This window comes from Blastococcus sp. SYSU D00813, from assembly GCF_054050735.1.
In genome coordinates this window covers 34,159-50,213 of record NZ_JBJGZX010000033.1, presented here as the reverse complement: position 1 = coordinate 50,213, position 16,055 = coordinate 34,159, and the positions used below count along the sequence as shown (strand labels likewise).

Below are 16,055 nucleotides of genomic sequence, written 5' to 3'. Positions count from 1 at the left end.
GGCGGCCCGGGGGACGGGCCGCCGCGCCGGCGACGCGGTGGGGTCGGCGGTCAGTCGCCGCCGGGGAGGGCCTCGACGACGCTGTTGAACAGGCCGGAGAGCTGGCCGCCGAGGGTGCCGACGATGACGATGATCGCCAGCGCGATCAGGCCGACCATCAGGCCGTACTCAACGGCGGTGGCGCCCTTCTCCTCCTTGCGCAGGCGGTCGGAGGCGAGGGCGTAGAGGCTGACGATCGCGGCGAACGGGTTGGACACGGGGGTGCTCCCTGGGGGTGGAGCCGGCCAGGACGGGCCGGGGGTGGCCCGCCGTCGCGGCTGTGGGGAGCGCTTCGGGTCGCGGGTTGCGGGCCTTGAGGGTTTTCCACCCCGTCGGCGGACGGCGTCACCCGCACGCCTGCACGCCTGTGGCCGCCGTCACCGCCGGTCACCACCCGACCGGGGAGAGCCGGAACGGGACCGGTCGGTTCAGGCGGCCGGGAGCGCGAGCGCGACGGCCACGGCCGCGCCCAGCAGCATCGCCGGGCCGAAGGGCAGCGCGCTGCGCAGCGTGATCCGGCGGGCCGCCAGCAGAACCAGCGCCGCGACGGCCTGGACGACGAAGGCGGCGAGCGCCCCGAGCAGCAGCGCCGGCCAGCCGAACCAGCCCAGCGGGAGGCCGAGCAGCGCGGCCAGCTTGACGTCGCCCATGCCCAGCTGCCCGGGCGCCAGCAGCGCGAGCACGAGGAAGACGGCGAACAGGACGGCGGCCCCCAGGAAAGCGCGCCCGAGCTGCGCCCAGGTGCCGCCGGCGGCCGCGGCCCCGGTCAGCAGGAGAGCGACCAGGACCGTGGCCGGCAGGACGACGCGGTCGGGCAGCAGCCGGTGCTGCAGGTCGACCACCGCCAGCAGCACGGCCGCGACGGCGAGCACCAGCAGCGCCGGCAGCTCCGCGGCCGGGCCGGTGGCCCAGGCGGTCAGCGCGCAGAGCACCGCCGTCCCGGCCTCCACCCCCGGCGGGCGGACGGCGCGGCGACCCGGCGCGAGCACCGCCGCGGGGCCGGCGCCGGCCGACCACGGGAAGCGGCCGGCGGCGCGGTTCACCAGCACCCCGGCGAGCAGCCCGCCCAGGGCGGCCACGGCGACCAGCGCGGCGGTCATCCGCGGCGGGCACGGTCGGGGGCGGGCACGGTGGGCACCCTGGCACACCTCTGGCGGCGCCCCGGGCAGGCCCGCGGTCAGGTCGGCAGGTACCAGACCACCGAGGTGGAGGCGCGCGTCCGGCGCACCGTCGTGTACCCGGCCATCACGAGCGTGTCGCCGACGAGCGCCATCGGGCCGGTCACGCCCGCGTCCGACAGGTGCTCGAGCGGGCCGACGGTGCCGGCCGTGAGGTCCACCTGGACGAGCACGGGCTCGGCCACGTCGCTGTCCTCGCCCGCCTCGCCCGCCACCCAGGCCCGCGTCCCGTCCGGTCCGACGAGCACGTCCTCCCAGTACCCGTTGGGGAACTCCTCGTAGCTCGACGGGAGGGTGGCCAGGGCGGTGGGCGCGGAGCCGTCCGCGGGCACGCCGACCAGCGACACGGTGGAGCTGCCCGCGGCCCGGGTTTCCGCGACGAGGACGACCTCGTCGGCGGGCCCGACGGCCGCCGCGCCGGGGACGACGGTGCCGGGCACGCGCTGGGCCGGCGGCGGCGTGGCGGGGAGGTCGCCCGGGAGGACGCCGGGCAGCCGCAGGACCACGGCGGCGGGCTCCTGCCCGGGTGCCTCCACGCCGAGGACGACGGCCATCCCGGCGCCGTCGTCGGTGAGGAACAGGCCCAGCGGTGCCGCGCCGACCCACTCCGCGAGGGGGTGCGTGCCGGTCACCTCCCCGCTGTCCGGGTCGATCGCCGTGAGCACCGGGGCGGCGCCGTTGCTGTGCAGCAGCACCACGGTGCGCCCGTCGGGGGCGAGGACGGCGTAGCCGTCGTCGGCGCCGTTGCCCAGGTACGTCGGGGGCGTGGTGGGCCGGACGTCGAGGGTCTCGTCCGGCTCGCCGCCCGGCGGGACGACGGCGACGAGGACACCCCGCGCGCGGTACGGGCTGGCGACCACGGCGACCGAGCCGTCGGGCCGGGGCACGACGTCGAGCGCGCTGCCCTCGAAGAGGGCCCGGGAGACGACCTCGCCGTCCTCGACGCGGGCGACCGCGGAGACGTCCAGCTCGTCGAGCGTGACCACCACGGAGCCGTCGCCGGCCGGCGCCACGTCGGTCGCGGGGACGAGCGGGTACCCGTCGGGGCCCACCACGGCCACCTCGACCACCGCGGGGCCGGCGGGTCCGCCGTCGCCGCCTCCGCAGGCGGCGACCGAGACCGCCAGCAGCGCGGCGGCCAGGGTGGTCAGGGGACGGCGGAGAGCGTGCGGCACGCACCGACGGTCGCCCGACCCCCTTGTGCGGGCCTTGACCGCCGCTGGTGGACCGGTGGCGCCCGGCCCGGGCCGGGCCCGTGCCCGTGTCGGCCCCGGGGGTCGAGCCGGGCCGCCGACCGTGGAGCCGGGCCGTGGCGCGGCTCAGGCGACGACGTCCCGGGCCGAGCCGTGCCTCTCCGCCGGAGACGGCTACGCCGGGCGGGTCTCCGTCAGGGTGGCGAAGGCGATGACGTTGTCCTCGTAGCTGCCGGCGGCGCTGTCGAAGGCGCCGCCGCAGGTGATCAGCCGCAGCTGCGGGTCGGGGGTGTTGCCGTAGACCTCGATCGTCGGGAAGTCGTCCTTCGGGTGGCGCTCCACCCGGTCGACGACGAAGACGGCGACGCTGCCGTCGGCCCGGGTGACCTCGACCGGGTCGCCCGGGGTCAGCGCGCCGAGGTCGTAGAAGACGCCCGGGCCGTACTCGGCCGAGTCGACGTGGCCGAGGACCACCGCCGGGCCGACCGCGCCGGGCTCCGGCCCGGGCTCGTACCAGCCGGCCTGGTCGTCGGGGCCCAGCGGCGGCACCTCGACGGTGCCGTCGTCGTGGAGGCCCAGGCGGAGCAGGTCGCTGGTCACGTCGATCGACGGCAGGGAGACCGACACCGGCGCGGGGGTGGCGACCGCGGGGGCGCCGGCCGGCGACGGCGGCGGCCCCCCGGGCGCGGGCGGCGGCGTCGCGGGGTCCGAGGTGGTGGCGCCGGCTCCGGAGGCCGGCTGCGGCGGGGACTGCTGCCCGGTCAGTGCCAGCACGAGCGCCACGACCCCGACGACCGCCAGGGCCAGGGCGGCGAGGAGCCAGCGGCGGGGTGCGCGGCTGCGGGGCCGGGTCTGCGGGTCGTCCGTCACTGCGTCCTCCGGGTCTGCGGGCGGGCCGGCCGGGGCCGTGCCGCGCGGGAGGAGGCTCCGCGCGGCACGGCGTCCGGGATCAGGCCTGGTCGGCCTGGCGGCGGCGGTGGGCCACGGCGCCGGCGGCGGCCGCACCCACGAGGGCGACGGCGCCCACGCCGAGGGCGGCCTGCTGCTCGATGCCGGCGGTGCTGCCGCCGCCGGTCTCGGCGCCACCGCTGGGGGCGGTGCCCATCTGCGAGGCGGCGAGGGTGCCGCAGGCGGCCGGGGCGGTGGCCTCCATGGGCAGCGACGGGTCGAGGTCGCTCATGACCGTGCCGTCGTAGGTGCCGCTGCCGTCCTCGTCCACGCCGTGCAGCACGAGCACCGCGGTGCCGGCCTCGAAGGAGGCCGCGACGTCGGGGGTCACCTCGAAGGTGCGCTCGTACGAGATGTCCCCGTCGGTCGGGAACCGGTCGATCGCCAGGCCGCTGTCGGGGCTGGTGTCCCCGGAGGTGGTCAGCGAGCTCCCGATCGCGCCGTAGTAGGGCACGCCCTCGGAGACGCTGACGAAGCCGTCGCCGTCGGTGTCGTCGGCGTCGGTCGGGCACTGGCCCTGGGCGCCGATGTGGAAGTGCTGGGCGTGCGGCGCGCCGGCGAGCAGGCCCGAGGCCTCGATCATCACCGTGGCGGTGGTCCCGTCGAGGGTCACCATGCCGGTGCCGGTGACGCCCGACTGGTTCAGGGCGCCGAGGTCGGCCTGGTAGGTGTGCGTGCCCTCGTGGGCGGACGCACCGGTCATGGTGAGCAGCGGGAAGGCCGCGGCGGCGAGGGCGACGGTGGGCAGGGCGAGGGTCTTGCGCACGAGGGTTCTCCTTCGAACTCGGGGTGCGACACCGGCGCCGGGGTGGCGAGGCGTCCCGGTGGCGTCCTGGTCGGACCACCGGTGGGGCTCGTCCGCACCGCGGTGCGGACCGTGCTGCGGACCCGGGGAAGGGGCCCTCTCCGGACGGGCTCCCCCGGCGCTCGACCGGGGTCGGTCACCGTCCACGTACGTCGTTCGCCGGCTGTCCTCGCATCGGTTCATTCGGAATCGCACACGGCCCGATCGGGTACGACCGTGTTGTCGCCGAGCGAACCGCTGACCTGCGGGCGAGCATGGTGGATCCGCACGACGCGGCCGGTAGGACGCCGGGACGAACCCCTGGGACGGGAGCGCACGAATGCCGGGCATGGACCTCCAGCCGACCCACCCCGGGCACCGCCGCCGCCGGGCCACCGCACTCCTGCTCGGTACGCTCGGCGCCCTGGTGGTCCTGGCGGTCGCCGGCGCGCCGGCCGCGTCCGCGCACGACCAGCTGAGCGCCGCGACGCCGGCCGACGGCGCGTCGGTGGCGACGGCGCCCGCGGAGGTCGCCCTGCGCTTCAGCGGCGTGGTGCAGGAGCTGGGCGCCCGGGTCGCGGTGACCGGACCGGGCGGGACGGCGGTGGGCGACGGGGAGCCCCGGGTCGTCGACACGACGCTCACCCAGCCGCTCGCGCCCGGCCTGCCCGCCGGCACCTACACCGTCGAGTGGCGCGTGACCTCCGCCGACGGGCACCCGATCGCGGGGACGACGTCCTTCACGGTCACCTCCGGTGGGGCCCCGGCGCCGGTGCAGGAGGCGTCGTCCACCGAGCCGGCCGGGTCCTCGTCCTCCGGGGTCTGGATCGGCGTCGGCGCCGGAGCCGTCCTGCTCGTCGCGCTGGCCGTCGCGGCCCGGCAGCTGCGCAGGCGCGCATGACCACCCTCCTCCCCCGGCCGGCGGCTGCCCCGGAGACCGCGCCGCCGGCCCGACGGACCGGCCTCGTCCTCGGGGCTGCCGCGGCCGCGGCCCTGGCCGCGGTGCTCGTGCTGGCCCTCCTCGTCGGCGGCGGCGCCCCGGACAGCACCGAGAGCGGCCTGGCCGACCCGGGGCCGCTGGTCGGCTGGGGCCTGCCCGCGGTCACCCTCGCCGTCCGGGTCGCCGCGGTCGGCACCGTCGGCACGCTGCTGTTCGCCGCGGTCCTGCTCCCGGGGGCGGTGCTGCCCGACGCCTCGCGTCGAGCGCTGCGGGCCGCGTCCGGCTGGGCGGTCGCGTGGGCGGCCGCCGTCGTCGTGCAGGCCCTGCTCACCGTGGCGGCGTTCCTCGGTGTCCCACCGGCAGACCTGACCGCGGGGTCGGTGCGGGCCTTCCTCCTCCACCTGCCCGCCGGGGACGCCGCCGTCGGTGCCGTCGTCGCGGCCGTCGCGGTCGCGATCGGCGCGCGGCGGGCCGCCGGCTCGGGGTCGGCGGTGCTCCTGCTGGGCGTGGCCGCCGCGGGCGTCGTCCTCCCCGCGGTCCTCACCGGGCACGCGGCGACCGAGGACGACCACGTCCTGGCGGTCTCGAACCTGGCGGTGCACGTGGTCGCCGCCGCCGTCTGGGTGGGCGGCCTGCTGGCCGTGCTGCTGCACGGCCGCGGGGCAGGCGTGCTACCGCGGGTGGCGGCCCGGTTCAGCGCGGTGGCGCTGGCCGCCGCGGCCGCCGTCGGTGCCTCCGGGCTGCTGGCCGCCTGGCTGGTGCTCGACGACGGCGCCGGCCTGCTCTCCGGCCTCGGCTCCGGCTACGGCCTGCTGCTGGTCGGCAAGACGCTGGCGCTGGTCGCCCTGCTCGCCCTCGGCCGGCACCACCGGCGCCGGGCCCTGCCCGCGCTCGCCGCCGGCCGGCCTGGGGCCTTCCGCCGCTTCGCCGCCGCCGAGACCGGCCTGATGCTCGCGACCGTGGCGCTCGCCGTGGCGCTGTCGGCCTCCCCGCCCCCGGCGGCGGCGACCCCGGCGGCTCCGGCCGCCGGCGCGGCGGCGGAGGGCGGCCCCGCGCCCGCGACGGAGGAGTTCACGCCGCCGGCCGGGCACGACCACGGCGACCTGTCGGTGCCCGTCCTGGTCGACCCGACCGGCTTCACCGTGACCGAGCCGGTCGCGCCCGGCGCCGTCGTGACGGTGCACAACCCGACCGACGCCGACGTGACCGTCACCGCCGACGACGGCTCGTTCGACGCGCGGATCCCGGCGGGGAGCCTCACCTCGTTCCGCGCGCCGGCCACCCCGGGCAGCTACCCGTTCACCAGCCGGCACGCGACCGGGTTCACCGGCGTCCTCGTCGTGGGCTGATGCCGGTCAGCCCACCGACGCCCCGGCCAACCCGGCGGCCAGGCCCACCAGCGCGCAGGCGCCCAGCGTGCGCAGCACCGACCAGCGCAGCCGGAACAGCAGCACCGCGGCGAGCGCGGCGATGCCCACCGCCACCCACCGGACCGACCCCACGTCGGGCACCTCCAGGCCCAGCGGGCCCCACGTGCGGCGGCTGCTGTCGGCGAACAGCGTGTGGACCGCGAAGTAGACGCCGAGGTTCGCGATGACCCCCACCACGGCGGCGGTGATGCCGGTCAGCGCGGCCGACAGCGACCGGTTGCCGCGCAGCCGCTCCATGTAGGGGGCGCCCAGCAGCACGAACAGGAAGCTGGGCACGAACGTCACCCAGGTGACGAGCAGGGACGCCAGGACGGCGGCCACCCACGGGTCCAGCGAGCCGGGGTCGCGGTAGGCGCCGAGGAAGGCGACGAACTGCACCACCATGACCAGCGGCCCGGGCGTGGTCTCGGCCAGGGCCAGCCCGCGGACCATCTCCCTCGGGGCGAGCCACCCGTAGACGTCGACCGCCTGCTGGGCGACGTAGGCCAGGACGGCGTAGGCGCCGCCGAAGGTGACGACGGCGGCGCCGGAGAAGAACAGGCCCTGCTCGGTGAACACGCTGCCGGCACCCGTGAGCAGCCCAACCGCGGCGACCGGCAGCGCCCACACCAGCAGGCCCACCAGCAGGACCCGCAGCGTGCGGCGGGCCGTGGGCGCCTCGTGGTGCAGGACGTCGTCGCCGATGACCGGGGCGGGACCGGCGTCGGGCCCATCGCCGGCCTGCCTGTTCGGCAGCGCGGACGGACGCCACCGGCCCAGTGCCCAGCCGGCGACGCCGGCGACGGCGACCACGGCGGGGAACGGCACACCGAACACCGCCAGCGCGACGAACGACGCCACCGCCAGGACGACGAGCGCGCGGCTGTCCAGCGCCTTCCTCGCCACCCGGATGACGGCCTGCACGACGATCGCCAGGACGGCCGCGGCCAGCCCGGTGAACACCGCGGTGATCGCGGTCGTGTCCCCGTAGGCGACGTAGACGGCGGACAGGGCGAGCAGCGCGACGACGCCGGGCAGCACGAACAGGCCGCCGGCGACGAGGCCGCCGCGGGTGCCGTGCAGCAGCCAGCCGACGTAGGTGGCCAGCTGCTGCGCCTCGGGGCCGGGCAGCAGGGTGCAGTAGTTGAGGGCGTGCAGGAACCGGCGCTGGCCGATCCACCGCTTCTCGTCGACCAGCGTCCGCTGCATGACCGCGATCTGGCCGGCCGGGCCGCCGAAGGTCTGCAGCGAGATGAGGAACCACGCCCGCACCGCGGTGCCGAACGGAACCGCCGGTGCCGGCGCGAGGTGCTCGGACATGGGCCTCCCCGACCGGACGCACGACGCCCGCGAGCCGTGCCGGCGGGAGCCTATGGGGAGCAGGTGAACGGCCGGGGTGGGGTCAGCCGCGGCCGTACAGCCAGACCGCGGCCGCGGCGGCGCCCTCGCCGCCCAGGCGCGTCCCGCCGCCGGTGACCACGACGTCCTCCGCGACGACGAGGTCGTTCGGGAAGCCCCAGCTGGACAGGTCGACCGCCTCGGCCGCCCCGGAGCCGAGATCGACGACGACGAGGACCGGCTGCGGGTTGTCGGTGTCCTCGCCGTAGTCGCCGGCGACGTACAGCGTGGTGGCCTCCGGGTCGACGCCGAACGCGTCGACGTCGCCCTGCGGGAGCTCCGGCCAGCCGGGGACCTCGACCCGGCGCACGTCCGCCTCGTCCGCGTCCGGCGCGAGGGTGGCGACCGTCGCGGCGTCGTAGCGCACCTGGATCTCGTCGTCGTCGACGTGCTCGAGCGCCACCACGGTGAGCACACCCCCGTCGTCCAGGGCGCTGGCCCAGACGGGGTCGTCGAGCGCGACCGGCTCGGGGTCGGCGCCGGAGAGGTCGGCGGGCAGGCGGTGCACCTCCGCGCCCCCGGCGGTGCCGAGCAGGACCACCAGCTCCTCCCGGTCGGCGTCCAGGTGCAGGCCCTGCACCGAGGTCGCCTCGTGCTCCTGCTCCGCGCGGACCTCGCCGGTGGCCGGGTCGACGGCGACGAGGAGCTGCGCGTCGTCCCCGTCGGGCAGGGCGAGGACGACGGTCTCGCCGTCGGGGGCGAGCACGCCCTGCAGGACCGACCCGTAGGCGTACTCGCCCTCGTCCAGGTCGACCCGCGGCTCCAGCGGCCGCAGGTCGACGGCGTCGGCACCCTCGGGCAGCACACCGACCGACAGCCGGGTGCCCTCCTCCTCGGCGACCACCACCACGACCGACCCGTCGGGGAGCGGCACCACCTCGACGACCCGGCCGGGCAGCGCGACGCTGGAGACCGGCCGGTCGCCGACGACGCGGACCACGCCGCTCCCGGAGCCGCTGTAGAGCGCCGCCACGACGGAGCCGTCGGCGGCGACGTCGACCTCGTAGACGTCGTGCAGCCCGCGGGGCGCGCCGGCCTCGGGGACGCTGACGTCCACCTGCGCCACCTCCCCCGCTCCCACCGGGGCACCCCACGGCACGGGGCCCGAGCCCGACGAGCAGCCGACGAGCAGGGCGGCGCCGAGGGCGGCGGTGGCGGACAGGGCGGCGCGACGGGTGGGCATCGTGCTCCTCGGGAGGCGTCGGGGTCGCCCCGACGTTCCCCCGGCGGCCTTGGCCGGGGCTTGCACGCGACTGGCGCCGCCGGACGTCGTACCCGTCGGGCAGGCTCCGCGGCGTGCCGTTCACCGCCACCCTCGTGCGCTGGCCCGGAGCCGGCGCCTGGGTCTTCGCCCCGGTCCCCGCCGAGCACGCGCCGGAGCACGCGGGCGCCTTCGGGCGGGTGCCCGTGACGGCCACCGTCGACGGCCGCACCTGGCCGACCAGCGTCTGGCGGGACCGGCGGGCCGGCTGGCTGCTGCCGGTACCGGCCCGCGTCCGCGGCGGCAAGGACGACGGCGACACGGTCACCGTCGAGGTGGAGGTCGACCCCGGCCGGCTGTGACGGGTCGGTGGACCCTGGTCCGGCGGGCGGCCGCAGACCACGCTGACCGGCGCAGGCCCGACCCCGGGAGGTCCCCGTGCAGGAGTTGCGCTGCCGTGACGCCGGCTTCGACTGCGAGGCGGTGGTGCGCGCCGAGACGGTCGACGACGTCCTCGCCGAGGCCGGCCCGCACGCCGAGCAGGTGCACGGCCTCGAGGTGACGCCCGAGGTGGCCGGGCAGTTGCGCGGCGCGGTCCGCGAGGTCGCCCCGGCCTGACCCCGCCCCGGATCCGACCCGCCCCGGACCGTGCCCGCCGGCGGACGGCGGGTCAGGCCGGGACGGCGCCGGAGAAGACCGCCGGGAAGCGGTATCCGTCGACGTCCACGGAGAGGCTGACGGCGCCCAGCCGGTCGGCCGGGATGGCGAAGGAGTAGACCGCCGACGCGGTGCCTCCCGGTGCCAGCGCGCCGGCGAAGTCGACGGTCTCCGCGTCGTAGAGCGGGCTGGCCTGCGCCGCCGGGTCGCCGTAGCTCGCCTGCACGACCACCGCGGTCAGGTCCAGCGGCGCGCCCGAGCCGTTGACGACCTCCAGCCGGAACACCGTCTGCGGCTGGCCGGCCAGCTCCCCCGGCCCGCTCCCGGTGGTCACCTGCTGGCGGGCCTCCACGACCCGCACGGTGACGCCGTCGGACCAGGCCGCCGGCGCCGTGAAGTCGGCCGGCGCCGCGGTGACGGTGCGCGCGGACCCCGGCACGCCCTCGCGGGTCACCACCGGCGGGGCCGGCGGCTGCGTCGCGGTCGGTGGCGGCGCCGTGGGCGTCAGCTCCTCCTCGGCCGCCGGCTGCTCCTCGGCCGGCCCCGGGGCCGGGGAGCTCGTCGGGGCGGCCGGGGACGACGACGCGGCCGGTCGGGCGTCGCCGTCGTCGTCCCCGCCCACGAGGGACCCCACGAGGACACCCGCGGCGGCCACCAGCAGCAGGGCCGGCAGGACCAGGCGGAGCACCAGGTCACGGGTGCTGCGCCGGGGCGCGGCGTCCCCGGTCACGCGACCGGCCGGGCGGAGAAGGCGGTGACCCGCACCGGGACGGCGGCGGTGGCGCTGCCCGACAGGTAGGCCTCCAGGCCGACCCCGCCCGGGCCCTGCAGGGCGGCGGTGGTGTCGGTGCGCGACAGCGCCCACGCCGTCGGCTCGGCCGTGCCGGTCCAGGCCCGGGCCTGCACCGTGGTGGTGCCCGAGCCCGTCACCTGCACCCGCAGGTTCAGCGGCGTGCCGGGCGTGTAGCGCCCGGCCAGCGCGACCTCGGTGCCGATCAGCGTCTCGACGCCGTTGACCTGGCGGACGGCACCGAGCCGGACGCTGCCGTCGGCGAGGAACCGGACCCGCAGCTCGTAGTCGGAGCCGGCGCTGGCGCGGCGGCCGAGCACCGAGAACGTGAGCCCGCCGCCGGTCGGCGCCGCGCCGAGCGCCACGGTCGTGGTGACGTCGGCGTTCGGCTGGGAGACCGCGGCCAGCGACGAGGCGGTCGTCTGGCCCGCGCCCACCCCGAGGACGGCGGTCCCGGGGGTGACCGACTGGCGGCTCGCGCCGGCCGAGGCCGTCCAGGCGCCGCCGACGTCGGCGGTGCCCAGGCCGCCGGTCACCGTCCGGCCGAAGGCGTCGCTGGCGAAGGCGGTGCCCGCGGGCGGAGCCGGCGCGGTGACCGTCACCGGGCGGGTGGCCGTGCCGGTGGCGCCCCGGTCGTCGGTGACGGTGAGCGTCACGGTGTAGGTGCCGGCCGCGGCGTAGGTGTGGGTCGCGGTGGCGCCGGAGCCGGCGGCCGTGCCGTCGCCCCAGTTCCACGAGTACCCGGCCACCGTGCCGTCGGCGTCGGCCGAGGCCGAGCCGTCGACCGACACCGCCAGCTGCGTGGCGGTCGCGGTGAACGACGCGGACGGCGGGGTGTTGACCGGCCCGCCGGTGGCCGCGGCGTGGTGCGCGGCGACCTGGCCGGCGCTCAGCGCCGTCCGGTAGACCGCGACCTCGTCGACCGCGCCGGCCAGGTGCGGGCTGGCGGGCGCGTCCGGGGCGCCGGTCAGCGTGCCGCTGCCGACCAGCCAGTAGGCCGGGCCGGTGCGCGGGTTGGCCGCGGTCAGCGCCGGGTTCTGCGCCACCGGGGCGCCGTCGACGTACAGCACGGTGCCCTGCGCGCCGACGGTGGCGACCAGGTGGTGCCACCGGCCGTCGGTGACCGCCTGCGGGCTGCGCACCGTGGCGTAGCGGGTCACCCGGTCGGCGCCGCGGGCGGTGAGCCCGAAGGAGACGCGGCCGCCGGCGTCGACGTACAGCGCCCGGTCGGTGTTGGCGACGTCGGCCGCGGTCAGCTGCTCGCCGTACTGCACGACGGTGCCGCCGGCGGTGGACGTCGTCCGCACCCAGGCCTCGACCGAGAAGCCGGTGCCCGGCTCGGTCACCAGCGCCGGGGTGTTGGCGCGCCCGGTCGCGGTGCCGTTGGCCGTCACGGCGGTGTCACCGGCGACCGCCCCGGCGGTGCCGCGGGTGATGCCGGCCGCCGTCGTCATGTTCGTCGTGCCGATGGCGTCGTAGGCGGTCGTGCCGCTGCTCTCGCCCAGCCGCCACCAGGCCGAGGGCGCGTCGGCGAGCACCTGGGTCACGTACGGGCTGGTGGTCGCCGGGACGGTCACGGTGTTGCTCTGCACGCTGCTCACCGAGTTGCCGAACGGGTCCCGGACGACGACGCGGTAGGACGCCGTGCTGCCCGCGGGCCGGCCGGTGTCGGTCCACGACATCAGGGTCCCGTTCCACCACTGCGCCGGGGCCGGGACGGTGTGCACCGGCGTGGTGCCCGAGCCGCGGTAGACGTCGTAGGTCAGCGTCTCGTTGTCCATGTCCCACGACTGCGGCCAGGTCACCTTGACCGCGCCAGCGCCGACCGCGGTGGCGTTGGGCCGCATGGCCGAGGCCGACAGCTCGGGTCCGCGCCTGTCGGGGGCGACCGCCGAGGTGGCGAAGCGCACCAGGCTCTGCTGGCCGACGCCGTTGACGGTGGTGAACTCGCCGCCCATGACGACGTACTGACCGGCGCCGGTGAGCGCCCACGGGCCCTGCGACTGGCCGGTGTAGGTGCCCGCGTTCAGGGTGGGCCACCAGTTGAGGACGGTCGGGTGCGGCCGGCCCTCCCAGCTGCCGTAGCGGGGCACCTCCGTCGTCGCCTCCAGCGTGCCGGTCGGCTCGATGGTCATGGCGATGCCGCGCTTCCAGACGCGGGGGTTGAGGTCGGGGAAGCTGCCGGAGGTCTCGCAGTCGTGCGCGTGCCCGACGGCGTAGACGACGTCACCGGCGGTGTAGGTGTCGTAGGGGTCGCCGTGGCAGTCGTTCATCCACTCGAGGGCGAGGGTGTCGGGGTCGAACGCCACGGTGCCCTCAATGTTGCCCACCATGAACCCGTAGGTGTTGGCGTAGGCGTTGCGCCCGTCGTAGCGGAGGCTGTACACGCCGCCGTTGTCGCCCTCGTTGGTGATGCCGTAGTCCCAGGTGCGGACGTCGCCGCCGGCGGTGTCGACCGAGGCCAGGGCGATCGCGCGGACGCCGCTGATCTGCGAGAACTGGCCGCCGAGCAGGACCCGGGTGCCGGAGCCGTTGAGCACGATGCCGCGGACGATGTGGTTGGCCGCCGGCGCCCAAGAGGTCATCGCGCCGGTGGCGGCGGAGAACGCGGCCAGCCGGGTGCGGGTCTGGCCGCCGGCGGACGTGAAGTTGCCGCCCACGTAGACGGTGGTGCCGGTCGCGGCCAGCGAGTGGACGGCGCCGTTGGTCGAGGGGGCGAAGCCGCTCACCAGGGCGCCGGTGGCGGTGCTGAACGCGGCGACGTGCCCGCGGGCGATGCCGTTGACGGTGGTGAAGTCGCCGCCGACGTAGACGCGGGAGCCGTCGGGCGAGGCGGTGATGGTGCGGCCCTGGCCGTTGAGCGTGTGGTTGAAGCCCGTCACGAGCGCGCCGGTGGTCAGGTCGAACGCCAGCAGGTTGGCCCGGGGGGTCTGCTGCGTCCCCGGCGCCGCGCCGGCCGGGCGCGCCTGGGTGAAGCTGCCGGTGGCGTAGACGGTGTTGCCGACCGTGACCATCGACCAGACCACGCCGTTGACCTGGACGGTGGGCAGCGCGTCGGCGCTCACCGTGGCCGGGGTGCCCGGCGCCGGGGCGGTGTCGGCGCTCGCCGCCGTCGGCGCGGCCAGGCCCAGGACGAGCAACCCGAACGCGAGGACCGCGGCCGTGGCGGCGGATCCGGGTCGGCGCGCCCGGAGGGCGGGCGAGGCGGTCGCAGCAGGCATCGGGACTCCGGGGGACGGCGACGACGGACGGTGACGCTCTGTCACCACCGACCCTGTTCCGGAACGCTGACGTGCACTCGGACGGACGGGTGGCGAGTGCACACTTCACAGACCGTCACCTCGCGTCAATGCGACACGAGGACGGGGACCGCGGTTCCACCCGTTCGTGCAGGGGCCGCGGCAGCGGTTCCCCCGATGGGGTCCGGCGCTCGGCCGGCGTCCCGGCCGGGGCAGGGCCGGACCAGGGAGCGGAGCTCGGAACCTGGCCCGGTGCCCACCCAGGGAGTTCCCCCTCCACCCGGGCGGGCGTGGCGCAGCGTCGCAGCTGTTCGACGACGTTCTGCCCATCGTGCCCCTCCCCCACCGGGCGCGCGACCCGGGGCGCGTCAGGCGAGGCCGTTGACGCTCACCCCGGCGGCCCGCAGCTCCGCGACGCCGGTCAGCCGCGCGGGGTCGCTCTCGTCCAGCCCCACGTCCACCAGGCTCGGCGCCCGCAGCAGCGGGGTCAGGTCGGTCAGCGGGTTTGCGCCCAGCTGCAGCTCCTGCAGCAGCGGCGCGGCGGCCAGCCCGGAGACGTCGCCGACGTCGTTGTCGAAGAGGTCGAGGACCAGCAGCGTCGGGACGGTGCCCAGCGGTGCGGGGTCGACGACGTCGTTGCGGGCCAGCCGGAGGGTGTCGAGGGCGGGCAGCCCGGCCAGCGGGGAGACGTCGGAGACCGCGTTGCCGGACAGGTCGAGGGTCCGCAGCGCGTCGTGACCGGCCAGGGGCCCGATGTCGGTGACCCGGGCGTCGGCCACGCCGAGGACGGCGAGCGTCGTCGTCCCCGCGAGCGGCGTGAGGTCGGCGACCGGGTTCTGGGAGAGGCCGAGGTCGTACAGGGGCAGGCCCGCGAGCGGCGACAGGTCGCTGACCCTGTTGGCGGTGAGCGTCAGCGTGCTGAGCCGGTCGAGGCCGGCGAGCGGCCCGAGGTCGGTGATCCGGTTGCGGGGGGCGTCGAGCTCGATCAGACCGGTGAGCCGCTCGATGCCGTGGAGGGAGCGGACGGGTCGGGTGTCCTGCCCGTCGCACTCCACGGCGTCGACGGCCGCGAGGTCGGCGTCGGCGACCTCCGCGGTCGCGTCGGCCAGCCCCATCGCGGCGGCCACGCAGGCGGCCAGCGCCGGGTCGGTGACGACGTCGTCCAGCGGGCGCCCTGGCTCGGCGCCGCAGGCCGCCGTCCCGGTCAGGAGCGCGGCGGCCAGGCCGGACAGCAGCACGGAGCGGGCGACCGTCACGGCGGCGATGCTGCCAGCCGTCAGGGACCCGCCGGGCCGTCGGTGCCCGCCGCCGACCGGATCAGGTCGGCGAGCGACGGGTCGGCGAGGCGACGTCCCGTCTCGATGAACGACTGCTGGATGATCTCCGGCAGCCGCGCGCGGGACATCATGTCGTTGCCCATGACCTGCTGCTCGTCGACGCCCGGGGTGAACACCACGGTGCGGATCCCGGCTCGCCTCAGCGCCCGGACCTCTCGCTCCATGAGGCGCGAGGAGTGCCGCCGCGCGGCCGCGTAGATGTCGGGCACCCACCCGACCGTCCCGCTCATCGGCGCGATGACGACGACCAGGTCGAGCCCGGAGCCGCGCAGGACGGCGGCGTTCGTCGGCGAGTGCACGCCGCCGTCGACGTAGGCGCGGCCGTCGATGTCGACCGGGGTGAAGTAGCCGGGCACCGCGCAGGACGCGGCGACGGCGAGGTGGATGGGCACCGGCCGCGTCCCGGGTCGGCCGAACACCACCCGGCGGCCGTCGCGCCGGCGGACCGCGCAGATCCACAGGCCCGGCTCGGGCCAGGTCTCCGGCTCCAGCTCCCGCATGGCGGCCAGCTGCTCGACGATGTCGTGCCGGCCCGCCGGCAGGAGTGCCGCGCCCGCGGCCAGCGGCCGGAACTTCAGCGGCCGGGTCAGCGCCCGCCGGACCATGCCCGGGCCGGGTGGGCGCATCGGGCGGCGCAGCAGGCTGAGCGGGCGGAACGGCGCCAGGTCCGGCAGGGGTCTCGCGGCGATCGACTGGATCACCTCGCCCTCACCGGACAGCGGTGCCTTCACCGTCCAGGCGGCGAGGTCCTCGGCCGAGACCCCGAGCCGCAGCAGCGTCCCGGTGATCGACCCGGCCGAGGTCCCCACGATGACCTCGGCCCGGCGCGGGTCGAAGCCGAGGTCGTGTTCGAGCACCGCCAGGACACCTGCGTGGTAGGCCTGGCCGACCACGCCACCGGCACCCAGCACGAGGCCGACGCGCGTCACGCGACGAGCGTGA

Annotated in this window: 15 protein-coding genes; 4 read left to right on the top strand and 11 right to left on the bottom strand. The window is 77.3% G+C overall.

What is annotated here, in order from left to right:
- Nucleotides 1-50 precede the first annotated feature (50 nt).
- The 5 genes from ACI8AX_RS18705 to ACI8AX_RS18685 form a co-directional block, all read right to left on the bottom strand.
- Entirely contained in the window at nt 51-257 is a 207-nt protein-coding gene (locus tag ACI8AX_RS18705; RefSeq protein ID WP_456551354.1) for a Flp family type IVb pilin, read from the bottom strand.
- Between the two features lie 210 nt (nt 258-467).
- Nucleotides 468-1,139: a prepilin peptidase gene (locus ACI8AX_RS18700; RefSeq protein ID WP_456551353.1), complete on the bottom strand. Its 672-nt coding sequence runs from the start codon at nt 1,137-1,139 to the stop codon at nt 468-470.
- 77 nt (nt 1,140-1,216) lie between these two features.
- Nucleotides 1,217-2,392 carry a hypothetical protein gene (locus tag ACI8AX_RS18695; protein ID WP_456551352.1) on the bottom strand — a complete coding sequence of 392 codons (1,176 nt, stop codon included), beginning with the start codon at nt 2,390-2,392 and terminating at the stop codon, nt 1,217-1,219.
- A 192-nt stretch (nt 2,393-2,584) separates the two neighbouring features.
- The gene (locus ACI8AX_RS18690; protein WP_456551351.1) at nt 2,585-3,280 is read right to left on the bottom strand and encodes a class F sortase; all 696 of its coding nucleotides are present in this window, start codon (nt 3,278-3,280) and stop codon (nt 2,585-2,587) included.
- Nucleotides 3,281-3,359: 79 nt separating this feature from the next.
- Complete coding sequence (locus ACI8AX_RS18685; protein ID WP_456551350.1) at nt 3,360-4,124, bottom strand: hypothetical protein; 765 nt, start codon at nt 4,122-4,124, stop codon at nt 3,360-3,362.
- A gap of 367 nt (nt 4,125-4,491) precedes the next feature.
- Here ACI8AX_RS18685 and ACI8AX_RS18680 point away from each other — a divergent pair, with 367 nt between their 5' ends.
- Together ACI8AX_RS18680 and ACI8AX_RS18675 are read left to right on the top strand one after the other, a co-directional pair.
- Nucleotides 4,492-5,043, top strand: coding sequence for a copper resistance CopC family protein (locus ACI8AX_RS18680; protein ID WP_456551349.1), 552 nt, complete (start codon nt 4,492-4,494; stop codon nt 5,041-5,043).
- Nucleotides 5,040-6,431, top strand: a complete 1,392-nt coding sequence (locus ACI8AX_RS18675; protein WP_456551348.1) for a CopD family protein — start codon at nt 5,040-5,042, stop codon at nt 6,429-6,431. Before ACI8AX_RS18680 ends, ACI8AX_RS18675 begins: the two co-directional genes overlap by 4 nt.
- A gap of 6 nt (nt 6,432-6,437) precedes the next feature.
- Here ACI8AX_RS18675 and chrA read toward each other — a convergent pair whose 3' ends face one another.
- Both chrA and ACI8AX_RS18665 read right to left on the bottom strand, forming a co-directional pair.
- A complete protein-coding gene (gene chrA / locus ACI8AX_RS18670; protein WP_456551347.1) occupies nt 6,438-7,811 on the bottom strand; it encodes a chromate efflux transporter in 1,374 nt (457 codons plus the stop codon).
- An 82-nt stretch (nt 7,812-7,893) separates the two neighbouring features.
- Complete coding sequence (locus ACI8AX_RS18665) at nt 7,894-9,072, bottom strand: hypothetical protein (protein WP_456551346.1); 1,179 nt, start codon at nt 9,070-9,072, stop codon at nt 7,894-7,896.
- A 113-nt stretch (nt 9,073-9,185) separates the two neighbouring features.
- Here ACI8AX_RS18665 and ACI8AX_RS18660 point away from each other — a divergent pair, with 113 nt between their 5' ends.
- Entirely contained in the window at nt 9,186-9,452 is a 267-nt protein-coding gene (locus ACI8AX_RS18660; protein WP_456551345.1) for a DUF1905 domain-containing protein, read from the top strand.
- A gap of 76 nt (nt 9,453-9,528) precedes the next feature.
- Entirely contained in the window at nt 9,529-9,708 is a 180-nt protein-coding gene (locus ACI8AX_RS18655; protein ID WP_456551344.1) for a DUF1059 domain-containing protein, read from the top strand.
- Between the two features lie 52 nt (nt 9,709-9,760).
- Here ACI8AX_RS18655 and ACI8AX_RS18650 read toward each other — a convergent pair whose 3' ends face one another.
- The 4 genes from ACI8AX_RS18650 to ACI8AX_RS18635 all read right to left on the bottom strand — a co-directional run bounded on the left by ACI8AX_RS18650 (nt 9,761) and on the right by ACI8AX_RS18635 (nt 16,042).
- On the bottom strand, nt 9,761-10,477 hold the full coding sequence (locus ACI8AX_RS18650; RefSeq protein WP_456551343.1) for a hypothetical protein: 717 nt from the start codon (nt 10,475-10,477) through the stop codon (nt 9,761-9,763).
- Complete coding sequence (locus ACI8AX_RS18645) at nt 10,474-13,758, bottom strand: LamG-like jellyroll fold domain-containing protein (protein WP_456551342.1); 3,285 nt, start codon at nt 13,756-13,758, stop codon at nt 10,474-10,476. The genes ACI8AX_RS18650 and ACI8AX_RS18645 overlap by 4 nt, the downstream gene beginning before the upstream one ends.
- Nucleotides 13,759-14,144: 386 nt before the next feature.
- Nucleotides 14,145-15,032, bottom strand: a complete 888-nt coding sequence (locus tag ACI8AX_RS18640) for a leucine-rich repeat domain-containing protein (RefSeq protein ID WP_456551341.1) — start codon at nt 15,030-15,032, stop codon at nt 14,145-14,147.
- 20 nt (nt 15,033-15,052) lie between these two features.
- The gene (locus ACI8AX_RS18635; RefSeq protein ID WP_456551340.1) at nt 15,053-16,042 is read right to left on the bottom strand and encodes a patatin-like phospholipase family protein; all 990 of its coding nucleotides are present in this window, start codon (nt 16,040-16,042) and stop codon (nt 15,053-15,055) included.
- Between the last annotated feature and the right edge of the window lie 13 nt (nt 16,043-16,055).